Raw genomic sequence first — 23,637 nt, forward strand, 5'->3', positions numbered from 1 at the left:
ATTCCCGGATGCGTATCCTGAGCGTCGGCGGATCGGATTTTGTCCCGGCCTGGAAAAACATGGGCCATGAGGTCCTGACTCTGGGCAAAGGGGCGGGTCTGGATGTCGCGCTGGAACATCCCATTGGTCTGAGAGAACTCTGGGATATCCTCTCCTCACGGGGTTTCCGCCCGGAATTGACGGTCTGGGTGGATCGTTGCCGGCCCCTAGAGGTTTTCGGGCTGGAGCGGATGCCGGGAGTGGTGATCGGCTTTTCCATCGACCAGTACTGCAACCCTTGGCATGTGCCCTACAGTTGGGCGTTTGACCTCTTCTTGGTGGCGCAGAAAGATTACCTGCCGCTCTTCGCGGATCATCGGGCCTGGCGGGAATGCCGTTGGTTTCCGCTCTATTGCCGGCCGGATGTTGATCGGGACGAGGGACTGGAGCGCGATGTTCCAGTGAGTTTCGTGGGCACGCTGGATCCGCCCCTGAACCGGTCAAGGCATCCCTTTCTGCGGCAGTTCCAGCGGCGATGCCCGGCAGTTGTCCAGCAGGGCGCCTATACGAACATTTTTGGTCGCAGCATGATCGTGCTCAATCAGAGTGCGGTGGGTGAACTGAACTTCCGTCTCTTCCAGGCTGCGGCTTGCGGGGCTGTCGTGCTCACGGAAGACGTGCCCAACGGTCTGCGCGACGCCTTTTTGGTCGATGAGGAGATCCTGGTCTATCCTCGAGACAATGCCTGTGAAGCGGCGCGGATCGCACTCGATGCCTTGGCTGACCCGGAACGACTCCTGAAGATCGCGTTGCAAGGCAGGCGCCGGGTGTTGCGGGAGCACAGCGCCACGGTCAGAGCCAGGGAAATCATCCGTCTGGCCGATAAACTTCTTGCATCACAAGCCGATAATCGACGTAAGGCCGGATCTGGTCTGGTTCGCGAGCACATGATCAAGACCTACACGTTTCTGGCATCGGATGAGAAGCTGCCTTTGCCATCGGATCACCGTCGCTTCTACAGCGAGGCCGCCCGCGACGCCCTGCTGAGTCGTTTTTAGCAACGTATCCCGGTTTTTTGCCACCGGATGTCCTTCCCCGTGATCCCCGTGCGCTCGGTGGTTCACTCGCTAACGGGCTTGGTGTTCCAGCGGTCAATCCTTGGGGATTGCTTCACGGATTTTAATACTTGAGATAAAGACAGCGTTTCTCGGGATGCGGCGCAAACAGGGCCAGCTCATCCGGGCCAAGCTCCTCCTTGGCGCCGATCATCAACAGGCCGCCCGGATGCAGCGCGTTCCAAAGAACAGAGGCCGCCGTGCGTCGCAGTTGACCTGTAAAATAGGTAAAAAACAGGTACCGGCAGAGTATCATATCATACGGTCCCCCCAGATCGTCTTGCAGCAGGTTGCGCCGTCGGAACTCGACCATCTCCTTGATCCGCGGGTCCAGGCAGAAGATGGACTTTTCCTGGTGAAACCATTTTTGGCGCAAAGCCGGAGCCAATTCCCGAAGCGAACCTTTCTCGTAAAGCCCAAGCTCGGCACGGGCCAGGCTGCGTTCATCCAGGTCCAGCGCAATGATCGCCAATTCATTTTCGACAATCTCGTCCTGGCGCAGTTCCTGCCAGGCAATGGCCAGGGAATATGGCTCCTCCCCGCCGCATGATCCCGCGCTGAGGATTCTCGGCGTTCCCGAAGCGGCGACCGACAACCCAGGCAGGAGATCCATCAGCCCGTTCCAGCATTGCCGGTCACGGAAAAATCGGCTGACCGTGACCAGCATCAGTGATGACAGTCCGGCAGCTTCCTTTGCATTTGCCTGAAGGTAATCCAGATACTCGTCATACCCGGACAATCCCAACTCCCTGATCCGGTCGTCGACGCGCCTGCGTGCGCCCTTGCGCCTGTATTTGCGCCAGTTCAGGTCAAGTCCGGGACAGGCGGACCGTAAAAACCGATCAAAGTCTCTGCTCATGGTCCTGATCTCCCACGGGAACGGCTGACAATCAACAATGGATGACTGCTCAAAAATGGCGGACGATGGAATTTCCTGTGCTCAGATTACCAGCTAGACGGAGTTGCGGTTACTCAGAAAACGTGCGGCAATCATTGGTGTAATTCCGGGAGCGCCGCACCCCAGTGCGGCAGCGGTGTAAGGCACTTGGAACCAGATTCCGGCTGGAGCTTGCGCCCGGTAGCCGGTTCACGAAACTCAACGCAGGGTGGGACCCCTTCACAGAAACCTAACCACCCGATCTTTAGAGCAGTTACAAGTTACACGACCCAGCCGGGTCCGCCCTCCAGCCGGAACGTTGCCCTGAGAGCGTTACACTGCAGCCGCACTGGGGTGCGGCGCTCCCAGGATTTATCCCGTTGAGTGCCGGAAGTTTTTGAGCAGTTGCACCAATGTCCGGTTGACATCTGAAATTCCCACCAACAGACGTGTTTACGTGGAAGGGGACTGGGGTTAGAAAACGAGAAGGCCGCGGGAAACGGCATCAGGAACATGCCTGTCGCCAATACACACGTGTATCTACTCAGCACACGTTGTACGATCTGGCTCCTGCCAATCGGGGTCGGGCTCGAAACGTTGAGGAGTCTTCGGATGGCTTCGCGATACCGAGCCCGATACCGGCCCGATACCGGTGCCGACTGCGATGTCAAACTCTGCCCGGCAGCAGCATGCTGAATAGTTACAAACACGAAACCTACCTTTAACAAATATGCATCCTTTTGACTCTGTCTTGATTCCCCCCCGCCATGCCGCGAGAACCATCACCCTGGGCGGCGTGCCCCTGGGCGGAGGGCATCCCGTCCGGGTGCAGAGCATGACCAACACGGATACCCGGCATGCTGAGACTACCATTCGGCAGGTATCCGAGCTGGTCGAGGCGGGCTGCGAGTTCGTGCGGCTGGCCGTGCCCGACGAGGCCGCCGCGCAAGCTTTGCCGGCAATCCGGGCCGCGGCTCGGGCGCCCTTGATCGCGGACATCCATTTCGACCATCGCCTGGCCCTGAAAGCCCTGGAAGCCGGAATGCAGGGGCTGCGCATCAATCCAGGCAATATCGGCTCCAAAGCCAATGTGGACCGGGTGGTGGACGCGGCAGCGGCCAATGGGGCATGCATCCGGATCGGCGTGAACGGGGGCTCCCTGGAAAAGGAGCTGCTGCAACGCTACGGCGGGGCCACGCCCGAGGCCATGGTCGAAAGCGCTCTGGGTCATGCGCTGCTGCTGGAGAATCGCGGGTTCGGCAATTTCAAGATCTCCCTGAAGTCATCCTCGGTCCCCCGGACTGTGGCCGCCTATCGCCTCCTGGCCGCCAAACTGGACTGCCCGCTGCACATCGGCATCACGGAAGCCGGAACCCTGCTCCGGGGTGCGGTCAAATCCGGGGTGGGTCTGGGCATCCTGCTCTGGGAGGGGCTGGGAGACACCCTGAGGGTCTCTTTGACCGCGGACCCGGTCCTGGAGGTTCGGGCGGCCTGGGAAATCCTGCGCTGCCTGGGCCTGCGCCAGCGCGGTCCGGAAATCATCTCCTGCCCCACCTGCGGCCGAACCGAAATCGATCTGCAGGACCTGGCCGAGGAAGTGGAGCGCCGGCTGGCCGGAGTGACCGAGGTCTTCACCGTGGCCGTGATGGGCTGCGTGGTCAATGGCCCCGGCGAGGCCCGGGAAGCGGACATCGGCTTGGCCGGAGGCCGGGACTGCGGCCTGATCTTCCGCCGCGGCGAAATCCTGCGCAAGGTCCGCGGACGGGATGAGCTGCTTCCGGAATTCATGCGCGAGCTGGATGCGTTTCTGGCGGAGCGCAGCGGATGCGGCAAGGAGTAATCCATCAGTCGGTTTTTGTTTCGGACATCATATTAAGGTCTGCACTACCTTAACTATTTTCAAAAAGGATTGTTACATGCGTTGGAGCAACTACTACCTGCCGACTCTGAAGGAGCATCCGGCTGAGGCCGAGGTAATCAGTCACCGTTTGCTGATGCGCGCGGGCATGATCCGCAAGCTGACTTCCGGGATCTATACCTATCTGCCCCTGGGGCTGCGCTGTCTGGACAAGATCGCCCGGATCGTACGCGAGGAGATGAACCGGGCCGGGGCCCTGGAAGTGTTCATGCCCATGGTTCAGCCGGCGGATCTGTGGAAGGAGTCCGGGCGGTGGGTGGTCTACGGCAAGGAGCTGCTGCGCATCCAGGATCGTCACGGCCGGGATTACTGCCTGGGGCCGACCCATGAGGAGGTGATCACGGACCTGATCCGCGGCGAAATCAAGTCCTACCGCCAGCTGCCGGTCAACCTCTACCAGGTCCAGACCAAGTACCGGGACGAGATCCGGCCCCGGTTCGGACTGATGCGCGGCCGGGAATTCATCATGAAGGACGCCTATTCCTTCGACCGGGACGACGAAGGCGCGGATGCGAGCTACCGGGCCATGTACGATGCCTATATGCGCATCTTTACCCGCTTCGGCATGGTCTTCCGGGCCGTCGAAGCGGATTCGGGGGCCATCGGAGGCAGCTTTTCCCACGAGTTCATGGTTCTGGCGAACACCGGGGAGGACACCATTGCCGTGTGCACGACCTGCGACTTTGCCGCGAATCTGGAGAAGGCCGAGGCGGTTCTGCGGGGAGTCGGCGACGAAGCCCAAGCTCCACCCATGGAACAAGTGGCCACGCCGGGCAAACATACGGTGGAGGACGTGGCCGAGTTTCTGGGAGTGGAACCCACACGCTTCCTGAAGACCCTGCTTTATGAGGTCGACGGACGGCCCGTGGCGGTTGTGATCCGTGGTGATCGCGAGTTGAACGAGACCAAACTGAAGAATGTGCTCGACGCCAATGAACTGAACCTGGCCACGCCGGAGCAGGTCCAGGCCTGGACCAAGGCTCCGGTGGGATTCGCCGGCCCCGTGGACCTGCATGTAGACGCCATCTGGGCGGACCGGGAGGTGGGACTGAGCCGGGACTGGATTGCCGGCGCCAATCTGCCGGACACCCATCTGCGTCATGTCGATCTGACCCGTGACGCCGTAATTGCCGGATACGTTGATCTGCGCCAGGTCACGGCCGACGATCCCTGCCCGCGATGCGGAGCGTCCCTGCAGCTGCCCAAGGGCATCGAGGTCGGTCATGTCTTCAAGCTGGGCACCAAGTACAGCGAGGCCATGGGGGCTCGGTACCTGGACGAGAACGGCAAGGAGCAGCTGATCATCATGGGCTGCTATGGCATCGGCGTGAGCCGGATCATGGCTGCCTGCCTGGAGCAGAACAACGATGAGAACGGGGCCTTGTTCCCGCCGCCCATCGCTCCGTTCCAGATCGAGCTGATCCTGCTGAACAGCAAGAAGCCGGAACTCCTGGATCTGGCAGTGGCCTTGCACGACAGTCTTGAATCCATGGGTTTCGAAGTGTTGTTGGACGACCGGGACGAACGACCCGGCGTGAAATTCAAGGACGCAGACCTGATCGGCCTGCCCGGTCAGCTCATCCTGGGCGAGAAAGGCGTTGCCCGAGGCGTGTTGGAAGCCAAGAACCGCAAGACCGGGGAACGTACCGAACTGGTGCTGGACGACCTGGAAGCCCAGGCCCGGCAGTGGTGGCGGGGCATTCTCAGGGATTGGGGATTGGACGAGGGGCAGGCTGGTTAATACTCACGGCATATGGCTTACATCTTCTCTGTTCGTGAACTGACCCAGGCCGTGAAGGCAACCCTGGAAGGGGAGTTTCCCCTTGTCTGGGTCCGGGGGCAGGTGTCCAATCTGTCCAGGCCGGGTTCGGGGCATATCTATTTTACGCTGAAGGACGGCGATGCCTGCCTGGCCGCGGTCTGGTTCAAGTCGCAGCAGTGGCAGATCGGACCGGGAGAATGCGCGAAAATCGTCGACGGCCAGGAAGTGGTCTGCGTGGGGCGGATAACGGTCTATGCTCCACGGGGAACCTACCAGCTGGTGGTTGAAATGCTGCAGGACCAGGGACTCGGGGCTCTGTACCTGGCTTTCGAGGCGCTGAAAAAGCGACTTGCCGCGCAAGGCTATTTCGATGCCATCCGCAAACGGCCCCTGCCGCCTCATCCGCGACGCGTTGCCGTGATCACTGCCCCGCGCAGCGCGGCCTTGCGGGATTTCCTGTGTCTGTCCGGTGAGCGCGGCTTCGGCGCGTCCATCCGCATCCATCCCGTACTGGTGCAGGGAGAGGAGGCGCCGGGACAGATTGTCCGGGCCTTGCAGGAAGCCAATCTGCAGGAATGGGCCGAGGTGATCGTGCTTATCCGAGGCGGCGGCTCACTGGAGGATCTGTGGGCCTTCAACAGCGAGGATCTGGCCAAGGCGATCTTTGCCTCGAACATTCCGGTACTCACCGGCATCGGCCATGAGGTGGACACATCCATCGCCGATCTCGTAGCGGACGTGCGGGCATCCACTCCCAGCCACGCGGCCCAACTCCTCTGGCCGGAACGCCGCGAACTGATCCAGACCGCGGATGAGCTGGAATGCCGACTGCAAAAGGCGGGACGGGAGCTGCTCCGGCGCAAGGAAGTCCTGCTTTCCGGCCAGGAAAAAGCCCTGGCCTGGCTTTCACCCCGGGTGCGGGTGCTCAGGGCCATGGAACGGCTGGAAACTCTGGAGCGGGACTTGTGCCGCAGCGCCCAACGGATGATGGAGAACCGACGCCTCAGTCTGGAGCAGAGCCGCGTTGCCCTGGGCAGGACCATGGACACCCGGCACTGGAACGCCCGGCAGGTCCACCTGGAGCAGCAAACCAAGATGCTCTGCTCCTCGGTATTGGAGGCCGTCCGTGCTCGCGAAGACGATCTTGGCAAGCTGGAAATATCCTTGAACAGCCATGACCCAGTTCGTCCGCTGCAGAAAGGCTTCTGCCTGGTCGAGTCCGTGCGGACCGGCCGGTATATTCGCGACAGCAGGGAAGTGGCCCGGGGCGACACGCTGCGGATCATGCCCCGCTCAGGCATGATTACGGCCGAAGTCGTCGCCGAAGATCAGGAATGAGCGCCGGGTGCCCCATTGAGAGAGTTTGTGCGGGGCGCTGGTTTCTTGAACATGAAAGATCGGTGTGCCTGTCGATGGGAATGAATCTCACAGGTCAAAGGCGCATCAATATGGGAAAAGGAAAATAAGGAATGAAACGGTTTTTGTATTTGAAGATAAAGCTTTGGGTCGTGGCCTGCCTGCTTTGCATGACGACGGTTTCGGCCTGGGCCGGGATTCGTATTGAGAGTCCGGATCATGTGGATGTGGGCATGCCTTTTTTTCTGCGAGTCTTGGGTCCGGAAAACTTTCAGGAACTGACCTTGCGCTGGCAGGGCAAGAATGTGACCGTTCCGGCCGTTGATGGCGAGCATGGGCGGGAGGCGGTCATTTTGCTGGGAGTCTGCCTGGAGTCCCCGTTGGGTGTGCAGCGGATTGACGGTAGCGTTCGCAAGGGCGACCAGCGCTTGCCGTTCAGTCATGAGGTCCGTGTGCAGTCCCGTTCGTTCCCGGAACAGCGACTGCAGGTGGCGAGGGAGATGGTTTCACCGGATCAAAGCCTCCATCCCCGGATCGAGGAGGAGCGTCGCCAGGTTCGCGCCGCGCTGGAACGCATCACCGCGGACAGGTTCTGGGAGATGCCTTTTGTGCGGCCGGTGGCGGGAAGTGTTTCCAGCGAGTTCGGTCTGCGCAGATTTTTCAACGATCAGCCTCGCGCTCCGCACCGGGGAGTTGATCTGCGGGGTGCGGAAGGCACGCTGGTGCGGGCTTTCAGCAATGGCAAGGTCGTGCTGACGGGGGATCATTTTTTTGCCGGACGTTCCGTGTATATCGACCATGGGTTGGGCGTGGTCACCCAGTACATCCACTTGTCCGAGATAACGGTCCAGGAAGGCCAGAAGGTCATTGCGGGAGAACCCATCGGCAAGGTCGGCGCCACCGGCCGGGTCACCGGGCCGCACCTGCATTTTGGCTTGAGCATTCTGGGCGTCTGGGTCGATCCGCTTGCCCTCCTGGATTAGCTCCCGGACCGTTGAGTCAGTTCAGTTCATGTCCCGCACATCCCAGGTCCCACCCTGAAGGCGCTGAAGGTTTGCAGAAAGCAGCCGGACCAGTCCGGCCGCGGATTCTTCGGGAGTTATCAGCTGTCCCTGCTCCTGAAAGGACCTAAAGACCTTTTGCAGTTGCCGGGCCGCGCCGCCCTCGGATTCACGGGCCTGAGACTGCATCCTGGTTTCGACAACGCCGGGGCGGTAGACCAGTGAAATGATTTGCGGCGCCTCGGCGGCCAGTTGCCGGGCCAGGTGCTCCTCGGCGGCCTTGGCGGCGCAATAGGCCGCGATGCCGGGCTGGGTCTTCACGGCGGCCCCGGAACCGAAAAACACGGCCAGACCCTCCCCCTGCCGCAACAGCAGAGGCATGCAGCCCCGGATCAATTGATAGGCAGCGATTACATTGGCCTGAAAAACGGCCTGAAAGTCCTTCTCGGCCAACTCCCAGGCATTCGGGCCCGGGTGCAGCAGTCCGGCGGCATGAATGAACCCCCATAGTCCGCCGATATCGCCTGATTTGGCGACCATGGCATCAACAGTTTCCGAACTGGAAGCGTCGCCGACGACATCCTCGACAACCGCGCCGGAACCGGCGCACATCTCCCGCGTCTCCCGCAGACGATCCGCGCTCCGGGCATTGATCACCAGGTTGATCCCCTCCCCGGCCAGTGCCACGGCCAAAGCACGTCCGATACCCATGGAAGCACCGGTGACAAGCAACGTCTTGCCGTGCAGAGCATGTTTTGTTGAAGCTTTGTTGTGCGTGCTCATACTATCCTCCCTGATTCGGCATTCTCAATTCGTCCAAAACAATCTGCACGTCAGGGAATTGGTTGTAAAGCGGTAGCTGCTCAGCGGAACACGAACAAGCGTTGGATTACCCGGAAAGTTGCATAGAAATTTGGTTTTGGCATACATTTGGCAACACCAGCATCCATGCACGATAAAGCCTGGCCGCGCATCCTGCCCTTCGCCCTGTTCATGGTCATTATCGGCCTGGAAGAGGGTCTACGTTTTCTGGACAGCCGGGGATGGCTGGACCTTCAGGATTTTACATTTGATCTGCTCTACCCGCTCAGGCCGCTGGTCGCATTGATCGCCCTCCTTCTGTTATACAGAGCGTATACCGAACTGCGGTGGGCTGATCTGGCAAGACTGGGGCATACCTTGTTCAGCATTATTTTGGGACTGGTCGTCTTTGTATTGTGGATCCACATGGACTGGACCTTCGGTGCCGTAAGCGAGCCGCCGGGTTTCAATCCGAATGTTTTTTCCGAAGGAGCCTATCGTTGGTCCATGATCGCAGTCCGGGTGGCAGGCGCCGTGCTCGTTGTCCCGATAATGGAGGAGTTATTCTGGCGCTCCTTTCTCCTCCGCTACATCACCAACCCCTCCTTCTCCAAAGTTCCCCTGGGCACGTTCACTTGGCCGTCGCTGCTGATCAGCTCTCTGCTTTTCGGTTTAGCCCATCATTTCATCCTCGCCGGCATCATGGCCGGCTTGGCCTATGCCTGGCTTCTTTACCGAACGAAAAGCCTGGCCCAGTGCATCCTGGCCCATGCCGTAACCAACTTGGCACTAGCCTTGTACGTGATGCACTCTGGACAGTGGTATTTTTGGTAGCCATTTACGTCATATATTGGTGGAGCATTCAGATTTCGATACGTTTTTGAGCTCTCATCCTTTCTGAGTCTGTTGGTTTTTCTGAGAGCCAAACATCCATAGTCAATTACATTTGCCAAGCATTTGCTGCCAAAGTTGGTTCACATCACCTATCGGTCATAATGCCCCTTGACCCCTGAAAAAATTACCCACACGTCTGAGCTCACCCTTACCTGCCGAACCGTTGCCCATTCTCTGACGCAACGCTGAGGGCTGGGCTATCCACGGCTAAAACTTGCGTCCATGCACTGTGCATACATTTATCTTGTGCCGTTCCATAACATTCAAGACAACCAAAAAATGCCCCGCCGAACAACGATAAATCCAGACCACGGAATCAGGTATTTCTTTCTTTTTCTGCTCCTGGTCCATGCCTGCTTTATCATTTACGGTAGCTTGGTGCCTTTCAGGTTTGAGTTCATCCCCCTGGCCCAGGCCTGGGAGGAATTTCAAAGAATTATTTTTTCACCGCCCAGAATTTTTTCCCGGGCCAACCTGCTGTCCAATATCTTGATCGGCATTCCCGGTTCTTTCCTATTTCTGGCCACCTTTCTGAATCGAAACAGCCGGCTTTCGACCCTGATCATGTTCTTTTTGGCAGTAGCTTACAGTGCACTGCTGGCTACCATTGCGGAGTTCTTGCAGCTTTATTTTTCAAGCCGGATCACCACGCTTAGTGACATCATCGCCCAGACCTGCGGTGGCGCCATTGGTGTTCTTGGCTGGCTGCTAATCGGCCCGTACACCAAGTCCGTGCTAAAATCGCTGATCTTCAGTAGTGAAGGAGCAATCCGGGCCGGGACATTTTTGATCTGGTCATACATTGGCATCATGGTTCTGATGCACGCCCTGCCGCTAGACATTTCGGCCAAGCTTGGCTCCCTGTACCGTCAACTGGAGGATGGCCGGATTATTCTGATCCCCTTCAGCACATGGACAGGCTCGAAGGACGTGCTCAACAGCCTGCCGAGCCTGCTGGCATGGGTTCCGATAGGCTGGTTTCTGGTCGGAGTCAGGGCTTGGTCCCCGGCCACGGCCATGCTTGCGGGGACCTTGGGTGCCGCTTCACTGGAGTTCATGCAAATATTCGTCCTCAGCCGGACAACAGACGCCACTGCAATTCTGCTTGGAGCCGCGGGGGGATTCAGCGGAGGGCTGACCGGACAATGGACGAGAGTGAACCTTAGAGTTGCTTCTCCCACCACCGAGGCCGTCCGCTATTTGTCTCATTCCAAAAGGATCTTGTTAGGTTGTGGGCTTTTCCTGGGCTGGTTCGGGTTGACGATCAAGGCTTTCTGGTCGCCGTTCATATTCTGTTTCGACAAGGCCTTTTTGGCCCGACGGGTCAGGGATGTGGGGCTGATCCCGATGCAGTTCTACGTAGGCAAAGGGTACCTGCACTCCGCCTTCAACATTCTGGAAGTTGTTGTCTACTTCCTACCCCTTGGGATTATTTTTTCCAGCTTAGTCACCAGGCATTTCAAGGGTGACGGTGCCAGGGCAGTGACCGTGCTTTTTTTCGTCGCGGTTTGCCTGGTGGCTGGCCTGATCGAATTCGGACAGATATTCATTCCCCAGCGCTATCCTGACATCACAGACTGGCTGTTCATGGTTGCCGGGGCCATGTTTGGACATGCCATGGCCAATATGTTTTGGAAAAACAAGATAGCTTAACATTATTTCTTTAATTATGATATACAAATGACTTAAATGCTTATAAAAAATATGTCATACATGATATGGAAATACAATTTTGTGTGTTGCTGGGTATTGGGAGCAAGAATTGAGAGATTGTTCCTGCAAAACCACGATACACCGAAATAACTCATTTCTTGCGAAGCCTGATACCGTGCATACGGGAGCAGGAATCCAGGACTCTTAAGTAGTTGAAGACAAACATGAACCTCTTCTAGGGATGACAGTTTTTTTCAGGAACCTCAGGGAAAGGTTGTTGACTTTTAAATAGGGAGTGGCCACTCTTAATTAGCTGTCCTATCCACTTCTGAACACACACGGAGATTTCATTATGACATGCGCTGCCGTGCGCAACCTTTTACTCCTCGGACTGACCTATTCCCCAAGAGTGACTATAGTGCCTGGAATTCAATCATGGCCAACAACCAGATTGGTGGCACTCCCAAGGTTGCCCACCTCAATACCGCGATCCCTTCTCAGGGGGAGATTCACTTTTCGAACCACTTGGCCCCTCCAGGACCTCAGCTAGCAACCTAGGCGTCGTGGAATATGACACCCAAGGAGACTGGGTTATGGAGGCTCGACTGGAGTGTCTGTTTACGGCCCTTGAAAGCCATTTTCCAACCTATTTCGCTCCAAACCTAGTCCAGACACTGCAGTTTGAAAAGGATGAGCACACATTTCGATATCGTGCATACCCTTTGACCAGTTCTTTCCTTGCCATGCAGATGGGGAGAGTTCTTTACCTTGGAGCTTTCAGTAGCTACCGGTGGGGGGATTTTGCAGTACGGATCACTGGCTTGAAGTAACGGGATGTAGATAGAAACCTTTTCATTTGTTCTTAATTCATGGAAAAGTTACCGCAGGAGAATTCATGATGACCATCATCACCATACGTTTTTCTATTGTTCTTGCCATGCTTCTCTTGTTCTCTATTCCTTCCGTGGCAGCGGAGTTCTCGGTGACTTCGGACATGACCCCGCAGGAAGCCATCCAAGTTATCGAATCCGCTGAAGCCGGTGATGTGGTATGGATTCAGCCCGGTATATACCAGTTCAGGGTCTATTTGCAGAAGGATGGAGTGACCATTCGAGGATCCGACCCGGAGAACCGGCCCGTTTTTGACTATGCTGGCCGGGACGTACCACAGTGGCCTGGCAGCAATTCTGGAAGGCTGCACAACTGGGCTTGGCAGATTCAAGCCAGCGATGTCACACTTGAAAATCTGATCATCCGCAATGCCAGAATTGATTCCATGGCCAATCGATCTTCGGCCGGGATCTTCCTGGGTCCGGAAACCATCTACAAGGAACCGACGCCCGTGGAGACGATCCCCACGGGAATCACCTTGCGCAATATCGCCATTCATGGTTGCGAGGAGGGCTTGCAGGGCACGGCGGAAGGGACAATAGTGGAATGGTGTGAAATCTTTGATAACGGCAGCGAGACATCCAGGAACCCTCGCCATAATGTCTACCTGCAGGGCGGAAGCGCGATCTTTCGTTTTTGTAAAATATACGACCCCTCTCACGGAGCCAATTTTAATCTCCGCACCAGGGATCTGCGCATCGAGTACTCAGAAATCGGCGCATTCTCCGCAGCCTCCCATTCCATTCAAGTTCTGACCAACAAAGCTCAGCAAACTAAAGGCGAGTCTTATCAGCAAACCATTACGCTGATTGGGAACAAGCTCAGCGGCATCCGGCATCACCAAAATCAGATGTCCAAGTTCCTGATCCTGATGAACAGCAATCGATATCAGGGCAACAGGATGCATGCTAATCTTTTCTACAATACCTTTGAAGGCGCAAAAGGAAATCAGGGCTCGATTGTCCAATTGAAATACATGAATGGGACGGAGAAACTCGGCGCGCATGTCTACAATAATATCTTTATCAACAACCACACCCCGCTCAGACTGGAACAAGATCATATCGTCACCGGACCTCTCTACGATGTGGACATTCAAAATAACTGGTGGGAGGCCGCAAATAGCGAGTGGCAAGCCGTGATGCACAACAACATCTTTGGCGGGGACCCGTTTCGGGCATCCAAGGGCCAAGCCAATCCCGCACTTGGCGAAACACCAGCCTATGAACCTCTCGAAGTGGGCAGGACCTCTGTAACAGACCTGGGTGCGTATGATCTGGGTTCCAGGTAGCAGCTCATTCTAATGGAGGCGTGCCTTGAAAAATAAATAGCCCGCTCCGATCAAGGCGCGAAGAGATCCAAGAAGAGATTTTTTCTTTCGCTGGAAAGAGCGATGACCGAAAGGCTTCACAACTGTCGGCGTAATTGCCCTTGGTGAATTAGCAGCCTTGATGAATCAAAAAGGAAGGCCAGGAATTCCTCCTTTCCATTTTCAGGGCAAACACGCTTTGAATCGGAAGTGTCAAGATTTCAATATGGAGAGCCCTTAACGGGTGCACAGAGGAAAGTAGCCGGTGGTCTTCCCGAATCTGGACTTGATATAGACTAGTGTGACAATATTCCAGGTCATGGTGCTGACCATGGCAGCGATGGCCGCGCCGTAGAGGCCGTATGTCGGGGTGAGCAGGATGTTCAGCCCGATGTTCAGCATGGCGGCGATGAAGACGATATTTCTGAAGACTTTCTGGTGCCCGGTCATGTTCATGAAATACCCGGTGGCCCCGGAAATGGAATTGACGAACTGACCAAGAATCAGGAGTACCAGCGCGGGATAGGCGGCGCTGAAGGGTTCGCCGAAGATGGTTTGGAGGACCGGTTTGCCTAGGAAGATAAAAAACAGGAGAATCGGCGTCGTTGTCCAGAAGATCAGCTTGGAGGACTTCTTAGCAATGGCAAAGAGTTCTTCAATCCTGTTGGAGTGAAAAAGTTCGGAGAATTTTGGCGCAGCCATGGAATTTATGGCCGTAAGTACGAACGAAGACAAGGTGGCCAGTTTGACGGCAATGGAATAGTAGCCCACTTCAGCTTCGGGCCGGAAAATGCCGATCATTAACACCCCGGTTTCTCCGATAATGAAGGTCATAGTCGCTGCCATCAGCATGGGGAAGGAAACCGTCAGAATCTTTCGCAGGGGCAGCTCGTGGCGCACATCCGAGGACTGGACCTTACCGTAAAATACATGGTGCATGATCCACAGTCCAATTATCGCAGTAACAGCGTAGGATCCCATCAGGGCATAGACGGGATTGTCCTGATGGAACATGATGAAGGTCAAGAGCAGGAGGATCAGCAGCTTCGAAAGCTGAGGCATCAGTTGCATCAACGCGAATGCCCGGATCAACCGCAACCCGCGCACAGACTGTTGCGTCAGCAGCATCAGGGAATTGCAAACAATAAAAACCGAGGCCAAGGCAAAATAGAACCGCAGGTGCTCCTTGGAAAAAATGACTCTGGACACGAAGTCCGACCCTATAAAGAGAACGCCACCAGCCACCATCGAAGTGCTGAGAACCAACAAGAGAACCTTGCGATAGACGGCGGACGCCGAAGAAGGAGAATACTTGGCCAGATGCTCGGGGATCAGGCGAAGGATGGAAGTGTTCGTTCCCAACAGGGTGAACAGGGTCGCAAAGAGCAGAAAGGACTGGATGACCGCGACGATGCCCAGGGTTTCTGGGCCATACAGTCTAGCGATGATCATGGAACTGACTAGCCCCAGGGCTGTGGCGATTACCTTTGCCCCCAGCGCCCAAGCTGATCCCGTGAGAATTTCAGAGAAGTTCTTGTCTAAAAAAAGATTTTTCAGTCTATTCTGGAGCATGACGTGCATTGTAGCCGAGTTGCTCCATGTTCTGCCCACATATTAGCTCGATTTTACGCAGATTCTCCGCCCCAAAAAAATCTAAAAGATTTGTATCGCGCCGTCCTTTGGGTTGGAACTGGACGTTGAGCAAAGTTGAAATATCGTTTTCCGCCGGCAAGGACAGTTGCTTCGCCAAGTTTTCGATGGCGTTCTGCTTGTCCGCGCGAAAATCCTCGTAACGTATCAACGTCATGCGATCCGCATTTTTCAGATAGATATCCGTAAGGTATCGCCACCGCTCCGCCATCATCTCAATATACCCATCCCCGCTCAGCCCTAACCAATCCCCGTTGAACAAGATATGCCAACTTTTTTTGATTGCATTTAGTTCCTGAACGCTGAGATGCTTCTTGTTTCCGGGTAAATCCCAACGGTTCAATAGACTACGGATATTATCCACCGGTTCACGAGCGATAAACACGAACCTCGCAGAAGAGAAACGAGTAGCCAAGTGTTCGAAAAACGGCGTAAGATTTGCTTCCTTGATGATCTTGCGCGAAAAGTCCAACCGATTGCGCTGAATTAGTTCCTCAATATCAGCCTGTCCTCTTTGGATTTGAGGGTAGATGGCCCCATCAGAAAGATACTCACGGACCAGATCAATACTTGTTGAACACCCTGCGGCCTTGCCCAACAATGCGGCTATCGCCGAAGTCCCGGCTTTCTGATTGCCCAGGATGAAAACAGGATTTGAATGCGGCACGGCAACCAGTCCTCGCACAACCAGTCCCGTAACCTTGAGACGTTTCAGTATGAGCACCGCTTGCCTCTTTACGATAAGGGACAACACCGCACCGACCTTTTTTGAAAGTAAACGTATACCGAAGGTTTCATGAGTGGAGAAAGAATTCGTTATTCACCTATGCGGGATGGCCCACTAAGGGCTGTGACGATACTAAGACGACTTTCTCCTTGTTGGCAACCCTGGCGAGCTCTTCCTGTTGCTGCAAGGCAAGCCGTTTCAAGACAATAACCAGTGGGATGACCACCCAGAAAATCTTAGCACCAAACATCTGTGTGAACATTCCGACAAAAATGGCGACCACAATAAAGACTTGGATCGATGATGATAACAATGCCAGGAATTTATCGCCACCCGCAGTGAAAAGCCGGGCAGTGCGTCTTGCTTCTATATACGAGAAATAGACCAACAGAAGATATAAAATGAGACCAACTATTCCTAATTGCGCCCCGATTTGAACAAAAACATTGTGTGCTCCCGCCGCCTGCGGACTGCGAGCGGAACCAACCAGATCGATATCATCCGATCTCAGAGCAACATCAATGTAGGCATCTTTGAATCCACCGAGCCCTACACCAAATATAGGATTTTGAAACATGATGCGGATACCAGCCTTGTTAGTTTCTGTCCTCCCTGAATCCAATTCTTGAGCGCTTTCTGCTTCAAAAACTCCGATTGAACGATAGTAAATCCGATATTTTGGGCCACTTGGCATAAAGTAGAAAGCAAAAAGAAGGCAAAATATTGTTACCCCGAATGTTAAAAATTTCATGTACACTTTATTAAAGAATACGAAGGGAAAGATGGCTAAAATCAAAAGCAAAGCAAAAAAAGCATTTCGGGAATAAGAATACATAACTGAAAGCAGAAAAAGACAGATACTGCCCATAATAATAATCTTTACAATTTTTCCATAAGAGCTGAAGAGAAAGGAGATGGCAAAAGGTATCAATAGTGCCATAGTCAATCCAAAGTCGTTAGGATTTTCAAAAAAACCACCAATCCTTAACATCCCTCGGTCCGAAATGCCAATATTATTCATCGCACAATATATACCATACAAAGATGAAATTACTCCAAAAAAAAGAAGAGTCCAGAAAACTAAAATAACCTGGGATCTAGATTGTACAACATACGCAAAAAGAAAAAAAGGAATCATAGTTTGAATTTGATATTTTGTATCGGTAAGTAAATTATGCGAATTAAAAATATATGAAAATATAGTCCAGAATATCAGCAAGATAACCAGTGTCGTCTGCTTTGATTGCGAAGAAACATTGACTCCCTTTACCATAAAATGAATGATCAAGGCCAGAAGAACAACCAAACCCACTATCAATCCTGGATTGTAATTGCGAAGTTCAGGAAAATATTGGATAGGTTCGACAAAGTGCGCAAAAATAAAAACCGGCAACACTAGGAAAGGATTTATGATGGTCAGTGTAAACGATCCAACCGTACCTAATATAAAGATAGTCAGTCCACTCATCTATCAGTTTCTCCGGGTTGCGTTACAGAACTATACTTTCATACTTTCTTTTGATCCAAGCCGCATTCTGTTCAAGAGTCAGCTGCTTTTCATCCAAAAGCATCTTTCCCTTCTGGCCAATCGCATCTCGAGTATCAGAATCTTCTAGAAGTTTCTGCATTCGACTGTAGATTTGGTTGTAATTATTTGGATCTACGAGTACACCATTTTGCATGTCCTTAAGGATTTCTGAGGCTCCGTCAACATTGGACGCAATCACCGGAATTCCACAGGCTAGTGCTTCATACAATACGTTCGGCATGCCCTCAGAAAAGCTGACCAGCATAAAAATATCCGCGGAATTCATCCACAATGCGATATCTTCAGGGGGACGCCTGCCCGCCAAAAGTACATTCCGCTCAAGACCGTTTGCTCGCAACTCGGATTCAAGTTTTGACTGCATGGGTCCTTCTCCCACCCAGACAAATAACAAACGCTCCCGCTTTGCTTTATCGTACCGCTTCAATACCTCGACAAAGGAAAAAGGGTTCTTGCGAGGAATCAGCCAGCCAACAGACAGGACGATCTGCTTTTCCAAAGGCAAACCAAGCTCCTCACGAGCCTTCTGCCTGGGAATAGGCCGAAAAACATGAGTATCAACTCCTTTAGGCATGACAAAAATTTTGTTTGAATCAGTACCGAGCTGGATGGCCTTCTGGGCCAAGCTTTTGGAAACCGTGATCACGCTATCTGCATTTAGCAGGGCGCTTTTTATCATTAGACGCAAGAAAACATTTTCCGGAAGTTTGTGCAGATCGTTGCCTCTACTGGAAATGATCACCGGCCGATGAACAAACTTCTTGATCAGGGTCGCACAGAACCCCTCAGGGTAGACATTATGAGCATGGATAAGGTCGAAATTAAAATTCTTCCGCAATTTCATGACAGTTCGAATCAGAAAGAGAAAAAACCAAACCCCTTTGATCGGTTGAAGCCATCTACCGGGTAATGGGAAGTAGCGTTTGTAGATCACCTCTACGCCATGATTGTCCCGTACTTTTAGTGGATCATTTTGCCAGGAAGATAAAAAATGACAGGGAGATCGCCATGGCTGTGGTACAACAACCATTTGATCGAAATAGGTAGCCACTGAATCGACCTCTCGCTTGATAAAAACTCCGAAGTGAGGGGCTTCAACGCTAGGGTAGAGCATGGATATCGTGAGAATTTTCTTCATCCTCCACCCATGTCATTTCTGTAATGGAACAGAATTAACGATGACATCGACACTCGAATCACTGTCCTCAACTACGCGGCAGACATTCTGATAAATATCAGGATACTTATTGACTATAACAGACCAATCGCGATGCGCGATCATATCCTTTCTGGCCTGATGACCAATCTCAAGACACCGATCTGGATTAGCGGCCAAATGAATTAATTTACTGGCCAAGTCGTTGACATCACCAGACTTAAAGACAAAGCCGTTCCGTTCGTCATCGACCAATTCTCGCAACCCACCAACATCGCTGACCAGGACAGTTTTTTCCATGGCCATGGCTTCCAAGGGTTTAAGCGGTGTGACAAGTTCGGTGATCCGCTTGCTGATCCGTGGGTAGACTAGGATATCCATCACGGAATAATAATCCTGGACCTGCTCATGGGGCACGTGGCCGGTGAAAATTATGCTTTTCCCAGCTTCGCCAAGAATCTCAGCCTGCTTTCGGAGATTATGATTCTCGACTCCGGCACCGACAATGAGCGCGACAATATTCTTGTTTTCTCGACGCACAAGGGGCATGCTCTGGAGAAGGTCCGCTAGTCCTTCAAAAGTGAAAAACGACCCAATGAACCCCACAACCACCTTGCCATGAAGCTGGTGCTGTTCAATCAAGTGCTGTGATTTTTCCCGGGGCACAAAAACGGCAGTGTCCACACCATTGGGTACCACTATTACCTCTCGATTATTGGTGCGGCGAGCAATCTCACCCCGCAATCCCTCACAGATGCAGACCACTGCATCAGCTTGGTCGAACAGCTTCTGCTCGGTCCTGCTACTGAGCCTATATTTGAAGGAATTCTCGGCAAACCGATTCCTGTCAACTGCCGCGTCTTCCCAGAACGCCCGCACCTCGTAAACCATCGATTTTCCGAGCTGTCTGGCAACCTTCAGGGCGGGTAGGCCGCACAATGATGGAGAATGGGCGTGAACAACGTCCACGTTGAGTTGTTGAATTAATTCTCGGACCTTCAGCTCCACCTGCCGCATCATTACCTGTTCTCGCAGAAAAGGAACACGCTGCAGCAATTTTCCAAGAACTAATTGTTGCGAGTAAGAACGATGATAGGTGATGCCGTTGATCTTGTCTGTCTTGGACCGTTCATACTTCGGTGTTGTGACCGCATAGGGCAAAAAACCTATTTTTGCTTGGAACTCAACTATGTACTTGCTGCGAATACTGTACCCACTCTGATTGGGAATCGAGCAGTCAAGAACATGCAATACCCTTTTACTTTTCATATATTTGTCTATAATAAAGGTAGAAGAGGAAATATAAGCTATTTTTTTGGATTGCTTGCATGAATTAAAATTGTCCAGGCATATTTTTTTACAAAAGGGATACGAAAAATTAATCTATCAAATGCTTCAAGAGTATTATATAAAGGTTCAAAAATTTGCATATTTCTAAATGGAACTGCGAAAATGGTGACTAATGAAAAATACTCAATTTGAACAATATGAAAATATTTTTTTAGATATAAATGTCTTCTTGCTTGAGAGGATGTTCGCTGGCAGTCCTCAAATTTGGGGTAATCTTTCTGTATAAATTAATAAAAGGATTGTGCCCCAAAGGTTCCTCAAAAATAGCATGGCCGTTAATTTTTAGCACCCTGGATATTTAACTGCATGCTTGTTCCATATTAAGATGATGTAAAATACCCAAGCCCACAACTATATCAAAAGTTTCTGCATCAAAGTCTGTTCTTTCTGCATCCATTACAAAATAATCCACTTTATAGTCATATTTTTTGCTCCACCTGATTGCAGACTGTATTCCTTCGTTAGATATGTCAATGCCAGTAAGAATTGCTCCATACTTAATCAACCTCTCAGAACCAGTGCCGCTTCCACATCCATACTCCAAAACTTTTTTTCCATCACAATATTTTTGTAATAATGAGTCATATTTCTTACGCAACCCTTTTCTTATTGCATAATACTTTGACACTGCAGATCTGTTGCTATTATCTTCAGAAAATCTTTTATTGTGAAATTCTATTTCTTCCTCTAGGCTATTATTTTTCATTGTCGACCTCATAAATACGGTTTCATCATTTTATAAAGAGGTTACAACAGAAAGTAGCCACTGGCCAGTAAATACCCTGGACGCAAATGCAGAGCCTGATGTTCGTAAGCGGAGCCAAGAGTATTCCGAAAAAAAAGGTACATATGCAAAATATTGTTTAAAATTGTGAAAAAAATAAGACTACCTGCTTGATGGCAGCTAAAATTATTTTGGCATAAAGTTAGAAACTCAAAACGATCTATTGACCTGCGTGAACTGAATCGATCAATCCAGGAACAACAGAGGTTTTTCCCTGAGCATTTTGAGGATGACCTTCCCAGATTTACAGTTGTGGTTAAACTTGAATTACACATTCTTTAGTCGCAAGTTGAACGCCAACCTATTCAGCCCCAGGAAACTGTTAAACTATTTTTTGGCATACGCCCAAAAGCTATCAATTCGTGATATGACTTGGTCCTCGAGAAAATTCTTTACACCGTACCGCACCCCGGAAGTGTTTTATGGCCCATATTGACCAAACCGTAGTATTCTCGTTCACCCATCGGAAAGAATAATGCTTTCGAGGTCGTATCGTACACGAACAATCGCTGAATGGGGGCTCTTTTGCAGACAGGGACAATCTCCGTGAACACCTTGCCGTTTCTTCTGAAGATACCGAAGACGATGGTTTTTCCAAATGCTCCATGCCCCGGCGTCATTTGTTTCTTTTGCAGCAAAATATGATTCATCAACCTCAACCTCGCCAGAAAAGGGCGATTCTTTCTGGCACTGCTCAGCAAAACTGACTCGAATCGCCTTGAGGTACCTGTTGATCATGTTTCTACTGAGACCTGTAATTGAGGCCGCTGGGGAGGCACTCATACTTCGACAAAGAGCATGACCAATTCCGTATTTGGCCTCTGAAATTTCAATTTTGTAACTGTTTCCGTTGCCATTCCAAAATCAAAAACCTTTTGAGACCGCTTGTAGCTGTCTAGGTTTTTTTGGACATCTGGTCCTTATTCACGCCGCCCGTGCATACATGGCCTGTTACTCGCAAATAGCTGAAGGTGTTCGATAGCCATGTCGGGCCACAATCCATCGTCGGTTGTAGGTATCATTAAACTCCAGCAGTGCCTGGCGTTAGGCTTCACGGTGTCGAAATGCCTCATCCAGAGCAGGTTTTCCTTGAGAATGCGAGCAAAAAGTTCAAAATTCGATTTCTAAGCGTTCGCGCACATAGGTAGGGAGCTTTAAATCCCTAGGAAAGGGTCAAAAAAAACCATGAATTGGAGAAACTTTCAAATAATGAAAATTTCTACTAATATTTTAATAATTTAATCTTCATTTCATTCAAGTTACATGATTATATTTTTTTCCATGTATGTTCAGCACTTTTAATCAAGAAATGCCAAGTTCCCAATAAAGCCGCCCAATTCAGGTTAACAAAAAAATAGACAAATTTGGCAAGCTTTCTAGTCCGAATTTTTTTGCTTAAATGCGCGAAGATCGCAATGGCATAAAACAAAATCTGGGCAAGCAAAGTAAAAGCAAAGAACGCGCCTGTAAGAAAAAAATTCGAGACCAGCGCCAGCACCAGCATTACCGGCACGATCAATCGAAAAATCTTGTGGGAGAAAAACCTCCACCAGATCGGATTACGCAACGGAGAGGCCAACTCCGGAGCCAGATGGATCAACTGCCAATTGCCGGCCAATGTGCGGATCTTGCGGGTCATCTCGGACTGGATATTCCTGGAGACCACGTCTGAGGCAACGGCCTTGGGATCGAACACGCAGCGTTTACCCTGCAGAATGATGTTCATGGGCGTGAGCACGTCGTCTAAAATTGTAGCCGCAGGCAAATCCTTGTAGAGCGACTTGCGGATCGCGTAAATGGCCCCTGTAGCCCCGACCACTGAACCGCTGGCACTCTCCAGCTTGCGTACCTTTTTCTCATAGTGCCAGTAGGCATCCATTTCGGCTCGGATGTCGCTGCCTTGCCCTTGCACTAAGACGAGCTCCCCACTGACGCAGCCCACACTTGGATCGCTGAAGTTGGCCACCAACTCTGTCACAACATTTGGCTCGAAGTGTTGGCGACTGTCAGCAAAAACAATGATCTCTCCCTGGGCCTCGCCTACGCCCTTGTTCAAGGCCACGGGCTTACCCTGAGCTGGTTGTGAGGCAATCAGGCGTACCCGCTTGCCAGTGTGGCCCGAGGTTGCCAATTCGGTCACGATCAGGTTTGTGGCGTCATCCGAACCGTCCGAAGCCACGAGTATTTCGAGGCAGTCCGCAGGATAGTCCTGTTCCAAAAGATTCTGGATGCGCCGGGCAATGGTGTATTCCTCATTCCTGGCGGCCACCACCACCGAAACCATGGGCCAGGTGGAGGGTACGGCCTTGCGCACTGGCTTGGAATGAAGTTTTGCGCGAAGCAACAGATACAGCGGATAACCCCCGTAGGTGTAAAGGATAAAGGTGAGGGAGAGGAGGAAGATGGTTTGCATGATTTATTGTTTTATCTCCCGTTAGCTGCGGTCACTAAATACTCCAAGAGCCCAAAGAGCATAATTTAAAGCAGAGAAAAAGCTGCTTTCCAATAATGGTAACCGACCCTGGTGATAAATGCACAATGTATCTGATAGACGTGAAGCCTTTGCTCTTGAGTCTTTCTTGGCAAGAGACATAAATTCGTTTCTTTTGCGAACTCGGAGGCTTGAGCGTGCTTGCGGCGGGTAAAATCCATTTAATCCGAAGCGGGGTATCCATTTGGCGCAAGTTGCCGTCCATCTAGTGGCTTGATAACACAATATAAAAACGAGGTTGCAAAGTGTGGCATTGTCGCCTACAAAGACAGAGCGCTTCCAACGCTTCTTAAGCTATCCCCGTGCGCTTGGGGGACAGAGTTCGTGACCCAGGAGACGCCTGCCACCTAGGTGCAAGGAGGGTAGCCCGTTGCATA

Annotated in this window: 18 protein-coding genes; 8 read left to right on the plus strand and 10 right to left on the minus strand. The window is 52.3% G+C overall.

The window, feature by feature from the left end; all coding sequences use genetic code 11:
• Nucleotides 1-8 precede the first annotated feature (8 nt).
• A complete protein-coding gene (locus ACYQ15_RS13725) occupies nucleotides 9-1,037 on the plus strand; it encodes a glycosyltransferase family protein (protein ID WP_459938072.1) in 1,029 nt (342 codons plus the stop codon).
• A gap of 121 nt (nucleotides 1,038-1,158) precedes the next feature.
• Here the strand turns inward: ACYQ15_RS13725 and ACYQ15_RS13730 are convergent, their stop codons facing one another.
• Nucleotides 1,159-1,953 (minus strand): CheR family methyltransferase, encoded by a 795-nt coding sequence (locus ACYQ15_RS13730; RefSeq protein WP_459938073.1) that lies wholly within the window; start codon nucleotides 1,951-1,953, stop codon nucleotides 1,159-1,161.
• 748 nt (nucleotides 1,954-2,701) lie between these two features.
• Between ACYQ15_RS13730 and ispG the strand changes: the two genes are divergently transcribed.
• From ispG to ACYQ15_RS13750, 4 genes are all read left to right on the plus strand, one after another.
• The gene (gene ispG, locus ACYQ15_RS13735) at nucleotides 2,702-3,811 is read left to right on the plus strand and encodes a flavodoxin-dependent (E)-4-hydroxy-3-methylbut-2-enyl-diphosphate synthase (RefSeq protein ID WP_459938074.1); all 1,110 of its coding nucleotides are present in this window, start codon (nucleotides 2,702-2,704) and stop codon (nucleotides 3,809-3,811) included.
• A gap of 76 nt (nucleotides 3,812-3,887) precedes the next feature.
• A complete protein-coding gene (locus ACYQ15_RS13740) occupies nucleotides 3,888-5,630 on the plus strand; it encodes a proline--tRNA ligase (protein ID WP_459938075.1) in 1,743 nt (580 codons plus the stop codon).
• Between the two features lie 12 nt (nucleotides 5,631-5,642).
• The gene (gene xseA / locus ACYQ15_RS13745; protein ID WP_459938076.1) at nucleotides 5,643-6,989 is read left to right on the plus strand and encodes an exodeoxyribonuclease VII large subunit; all 1,347 of its coding nucleotides are present in this window, start codon (nucleotides 5,643-5,645) and stop codon (nucleotides 6,987-6,989) included.
• Between the two features lie 131 nt (nucleotides 6,990-7,120).
• Nucleotides 7,121-7,990: a M23 family metallopeptidase gene (locus tag ACYQ15_RS13750; RefSeq protein ID WP_459938077.1), complete on the plus strand. Its 870-nt coding sequence runs from the start codon at nucleotides 7,121-7,123 to the stop codon at nucleotides 7,988-7,990.
• A 21-nt stretch (nucleotides 7,991-8,011) separates the two neighbouring features.
• Here ACYQ15_RS13750 and ACYQ15_RS13755 read toward each other — a convergent pair whose 3' ends face one another.
• A complete protein-coding gene (locus tag ACYQ15_RS13755) occupies nucleotides 8,012-8,791 on the minus strand; it encodes an SDR family NAD(P)-dependent oxidoreductase (protein ID WP_459938078.1) in 780 nt (259 codons plus the stop codon).
• Between the two features lie 165 nt (nucleotides 8,792-8,956).
• Between ACYQ15_RS13755 and ACYQ15_RS13760 the strand changes: the two genes are divergently transcribed.
• The 3 genes from ACYQ15_RS13760 (at nucleotide 8,957) to ACYQ15_RS13770 (ending at nucleotide 13,538) form a co-directional block, all read left to right on the plus strand.
• Nucleotides 8,957-9,643 (plus strand): CAAX prenyl protease-related protein, encoded by a 687-nt coding sequence (locus tag ACYQ15_RS13760; protein WP_459938079.1) that lies wholly within the window; start codon nucleotides 8,957-8,959, stop codon nucleotides 9,641-9,643.
• Between the two features lie 339 nt (nucleotides 9,644-9,982).
• A complete protein-coding gene (locus ACYQ15_RS13765) occupies nucleotides 9,983-11,356 on the plus strand; it encodes a VanZ family protein (RefSeq protein ID WP_459938080.1) in 1,374 nt (457 codons plus the stop codon).
• 895 nt (nucleotides 11,357-12,251) lie between these two features.
• The gene (locus ACYQ15_RS13770) at nucleotides 12,252-13,538 is read left to right on the plus strand and encodes a right-handed parallel beta-helix repeat-containing protein (RefSeq protein ID WP_459938081.1); all 1,287 of its coding nucleotides are present in this window, start codon (nucleotides 12,252-12,254) and stop codon (nucleotides 13,536-13,538) included.
• 255 nt (nucleotides 13,539-13,793) lie between these two features.
• Here the strand turns inward: ACYQ15_RS13770 and ACYQ15_RS13775 are convergent, their stop codons facing one another.
• The 8 genes from ACYQ15_RS13775 to ACYQ15_RS13810 all read right to left on the minus strand — a co-directional run bounded on the left by ACYQ15_RS13775 (nucleotide 13,794) and on the right by ACYQ15_RS13810 (nucleotide 23,182).
• A complete protein-coding gene (locus ACYQ15_RS13775) occupies nucleotides 13,794-15,128 on the minus strand; it encodes a flippase (protein WP_459938082.1) in 1,335 nt (444 codons plus the stop codon).
• Nucleotides 15,115-15,930, minus strand: a complete 816-nt coding sequence (locus tag ACYQ15_RS13780) for a sulfotransferase domain-containing protein (protein ID WP_459938083.1) — start codon at nucleotides 15,928-15,930, stop codon at nucleotides 15,115-15,117. The genes ACYQ15_RS13775 and ACYQ15_RS13780 overlap by 14 nt, the downstream gene beginning before the upstream one ends.
• A 100-nt stretch (nucleotides 15,931-16,030) precedes the next feature.
• A complete protein-coding gene (locus ACYQ15_RS13785) occupies nucleotides 16,031-17,401 on the minus strand; it encodes an O-antigen ligase family protein (RefSeq protein ID WP_459938084.1) in 1,371 nt (456 codons plus the stop codon).
• Nucleotides 17,402-17,423: 22 nt separating this feature from the next.
• Entirely contained in the window at nucleotides 17,424-18,617 is a 1,194-nt protein-coding gene (locus ACYQ15_RS13790) for a glycosyltransferase (RefSeq protein WP_459938085.1), read from the minus strand.
• Nucleotides 18,618-18,629: 12 nt separating this feature from the next.
• Complete coding sequence (locus tag ACYQ15_RS13795) at nucleotides 18,630-19,904, minus strand: glycosyltransferase (RefSeq protein WP_459938086.1); 1,275 nt, start codon at nucleotides 19,902-19,904, stop codon at nucleotides 18,630-18,632.
• A gap of 379 nt (nucleotides 19,905-20,283) precedes the next feature.
• Entirely contained in the window at nucleotides 20,284-20,691 is a 408-nt protein-coding gene (locus tag ACYQ15_RS13800; RefSeq protein WP_459938087.1) for a class I SAM-dependent methyltransferase, read from the minus strand.
• Between the two features lie 470 nt (nucleotides 20,692-21,161).
• A complete protein-coding gene (locus ACYQ15_RS13805; RefSeq protein WP_459938088.1) occupies nucleotides 21,162-21,419 on the minus strand; it encodes a hypothetical protein in 258 nt (85 codons plus the stop codon).
• Nucleotides 21,420-22,036: 617 nt separating this feature from the next.
• Nucleotides 22,037-23,182: a glycosyltransferase family 2 protein gene (locus ACYQ15_RS13810; RefSeq protein ID WP_459938089.1), complete on the minus strand. Its 1,146-nt coding sequence runs from the start codon at nucleotides 23,180-23,182 to the stop codon at nucleotides 22,037-22,039.
• Nucleotides 23,183-23,637 lie beyond the last annotated feature (455 nt).

Source organism: Desulfonatronum parangueonense (assembly GCF_054656975.1).

Excerpts from the sequence above, each read along its gene's own strand:
- ACYQ15_RS13725 (WP_459938072.1), top strand. The coding sequence starts at position 9 with ATGCGTATCCTGAGCGTCGGCGGATCGGATTTTGTCCCGGCCTGGAAA.
- ACYQ15_RS13730 (WP_459938073.1), bottom strand. The coding sequence starts at position 1,953 with ATGAGCAGAGACTTTGATCGGTTTTTACGGTCCGCCTGTCCCGGACTT.
- ispG (WP_459938074.1), top strand. The coding sequence starts at position 2,702 with ATGCATCCTTTTGACTCTGTCTTGATTCCCCCCCGCCATGCCGCGAGA.
- ACYQ15_RS13740 (WP_459938075.1), top strand. The coding sequence starts at position 3,888 with ATGCGTTGGAGCAACTACTACCTGCCGACTCTGAAGGAGCATCCGGCT.
- xseA (WP_459938076.1), top strand. The coding sequence starts at position 5,643 with ATGGCTTACATCTTCTCTGTTCGTGAACTGACCCAGGCCGTGAAGGCA.
- ACYQ15_RS13750 (WP_459938077.1), top strand. The coding sequence starts at position 7,121 with ATGAAACGGTTTTTGTATTTGAAGATAAAGCTTTGGGTCGTGGCCTGC.
- ACYQ15_RS13755 (WP_459938078.1), bottom strand. The coding sequence starts at position 8,791 with ATGAGCACGCACAACAAAGCTTCAACAAAACATGCTCTGCACGGCAAG.
- ACYQ15_RS13760 (WP_459938079.1), top strand. The coding sequence starts at position 8,957 with ATGCACGATAAAGCCTGGCCGCGCATCCTGCCCTTCGCCCTGTTCATG.
- ACYQ15_RS13765 (WP_459938080.1), top strand. The coding sequence starts at position 9,983 with ATGCCCCGCCGAACAACGATAAATCCAGACCACGGAATCAGGTATTTC.
- ACYQ15_RS13770 (WP_459938081.1), top strand. The coding sequence starts at position 12,252 with ATGATGACCATCATCACCATACGTTTTTCTATTGTTCTTGCCATGCTT.
- ACYQ15_RS13775 (WP_459938082.1), bottom strand. The coding sequence starts at position 15,128 with ATGCTCCAGAATAGACTGAAAAATCTTTTTTTAGACAAGAACTTCTCT.
- ACYQ15_RS13785 (WP_459938084.1), bottom strand. The coding sequence starts at position 17,401 with ATGAGTGGACTGACTATCTTTATATTAGGTACGGTTGGATCGTTTACA.
- ACYQ15_RS13790 (WP_459938085.1), bottom strand. The coding sequence starts at position 18,617 with ATGAAGAAAATTCTCACGATATCCATGCTCTACCCTAGCGTTGAAGCC.
- ACYQ15_RS13795 (WP_459938086.1), bottom strand. The coding sequence starts at position 19,904 with ATGAAAAGTAAAAGGGTATTGCATGTTCTTGACTGCTCGATTCCCAAT.
- ACYQ15_RS13800 (WP_459938087.1), bottom strand. The coding sequence starts at position 20,691 with ATGAAAAATAATAGCCTAGAGGAAGAAATAGAATTTCACAATAAAAGA.
- ACYQ15_RS13805 (WP_459938088.1), bottom strand. The coding sequence starts at position 21,419 with ATGAATCATATTTTGCTGCAAAAGAAACAAATGACGCCGGGGCATGGA.
- ACYQ15_RS13810 (WP_459938089.1), bottom strand. The coding sequence starts at position 23,182 with ATGCAAACCATCTTCCTCCTCTCCCTCACCTTTATCCTTTACACCTAC.